We start from the raw sequence: 2,083 nt of genomic DNA, 5'->3' as shown, positions 1-2,083 counted from the left end.
TGCTCCTCTTGAGGCGTAATCGGCGCAATGCTTGTGGATTTTACGTCCTCAACGGAAACCGATATATCAGCAAATGCAGTCATAATTCACTTTTGTTGGCAACGATAAACTTACAGACAGCCTTCCCACTGGCTCAAACAATATCCAAGCCAGCTAAGTCGGTTCAATTATTGATGGGGATCGAAATTATCAGTTGGTGTGATGTTACTGATGAGGAATTATCCGCGCCGCCAAGCTTGATATCAAAACAAAAAACATCTACCAAGCGAGGGGTTTTCTTGCAGTTTTCTCGATGTTAACTACAAAATCTCAGCTATTGGAAGGGTCATTTAACGTAATTTAACGAAAGTTGAGCGATCGCAGTACCGATCGCTGCAAAATATTTAACAAAATCAACACTACTTAATTTATCTGCTTAAAAATACGAATCAAGGTATTTTTGCCTCTCTGCACAAAACCTGCGAAGCGAGTATTCTAGAGTCTGACGATTACCGCACCGTCTGGAAAGGATGCGTTTCAACCCCAGGCGGGACTCAACGAGAAACACACGCATAATTTGATGCTGAACAAAGACAATATATTCCTGGCCTTATTGCTTTTCATTCCGATTTCGATCGCCGGACACTTCCTGCATTGGGGATCGCTAACTGTGTTCATCACATCGGCACTGGCGATCGTACCCCTCGCTGCTTGGATGGGTACTGCAACCGAAGAAATCGCCGTAGTCCTTGGCCCATCGCTGGGAGGGCTTCTCAACGCCACCTTCGGCAACGCCACAGAACTGATTATCGGTCTTGTCGCCCTCAACGCCGGCTTGATCGATGTAGTCAAAGCTAGCATCACCGGTTCGATTATCGGTAACTTATTGCTAGTGATGGGACTTTCTATGTTTTTAGGAGGTCTGCGTTACAAAGAGCAAGAATTTCAGCCGGTAGTCGCTCGCACGAATGCTTCTGCGATGAACTTAGCTGTCATCGCTATGTTACTTCCCACAGCCGTGAACTATACCTCTACAGGGGTAGCAGAAGACGCGATCCAGCATCTTTCTGACTGGGTGGCGATCGTGCTAATCCTAGTTTACGGCCTGACTCTGCTGTTTTCGATGAAAACCCACTCGTATCTCTACGATGCAGGTTTGGCAGAATTGGAGCCAGAAGAATTAGCAGAAGCAAATCTTGCCCCCGATGAACCCGCGCAACACGAAGTAAATGTGTGGTTGTGGTCGGGAGTACTGCTAGCTTGCACTTTGATGGTGGCGATCGAGTCGGAATTGTTAGTAGATACTCTAGAAGAAGCAACATCCCGTTTGGGGCTAACAGCTTTATTTACTGGGGTAATTTTGGTTCCAATTATCGGTAACGCCGCCGAACACGCTACCGCCGTTACTGTGGCGATGAAAAATAAAATGGATCTTTCCGTTTCCGTAGCAGTGGGTTCTAGTTTGCAAATCGCTTTGTTTGTTGCACCCTTTTTAGTTCTGGCTGGTTGGGTGCTGCACAAACCTATGGATTTAAATTTTAATCCCTTTGAATTGGTGGCAGTTACTGTGGCGGTGTTGATTGCCAATTCGATTAGTTCCGATGGCCAATCTAATTGGCTGGAAGGCACACTCCTATTAGCAGCCTATACAGTTTTGGGGATAGCTTTCTACTTCCATCCCGTCATCGAAGGCATTGGCTGAAAATCACCCATTTGGGTACTGTATCTACATAGCAGGCAAGATTAATTTGGAATGGTGAGCATCGTTTTTACCAATGCTGTCCGCGTCTAGAGTATTTCCTACTACATCGCGATGCTAACAAACACGATGCTAATAAACACGATCTAACCTCCTAGTCATGGCTAAATATTTTAGCGATCGCCCGCCACCCATCGAGCGATCGCTATTTTTTATAAATAGGGGCTGTCAAAAGTCAAAAGTCAAAAGTCAAAAGTCAAAAGTCAAAAGTCAAAATTAGGAATTTTTTCGCAATATCTCGTTCTCCCACTCCTCCACTCTTTTACTCCCTTCCCGCCGTAAGATGATCGATCGCAAGTTACCTCTTGTTCTTTTCTCCCCCACTCTCCCGCTCCCCCACTCCCC

At 45.7% G+C, this 2,083-nt stretch carries 2 protein-coding genes; both read left to right on the top strand.

What is annotated here, in order from left to right:
- The coding region (locus H6S82_RS33135) for a hypothetical protein (RefSeq protein WP_206756914.1) at positions 1 to 299 on the top strand (299 nt) is incomplete at its 5' end.
- A 260-nt stretch (positions 300 to 559) separates the two neighbouring features.
- The gene (cax, locus tag H6S82_RS30335; RefSeq protein WP_190469745.1) at positions 560 to 1,681 is read left to right on the top strand and encodes a calcium/proton exchanger; all 1,122 of its coding nucleotides are present in this window, start codon (positions 560 to 562) and stop codon (positions 1,679 to 1,681) included.
- Positions 1,682 to 2,083: the final 402 nt, after the last annotated feature.

The sequence above is a fragment of the Planktothrix sp. FACHB-1355 genome, from assembly GCF_014748295.1.
GTDB lineage: Bacteria > Cyanobacteriota > Cyanobacteriia > Cyanobacteriales > Aerosakkonemataceae > Aerosakkonema > Aerosakkonema funiforme_A.
This window is presented reverse-complemented; position numbering and strand designations above follow the sequence as displayed.

Excerpts from the sequence above, each read along its gene's own strand:
- cax (WP_190469745.1), top strand. The coding sequence starts at position 560 with ATGCTGAACAAAGACAATATATTCCTGGCCTTATTGCTTTTCATTCCG.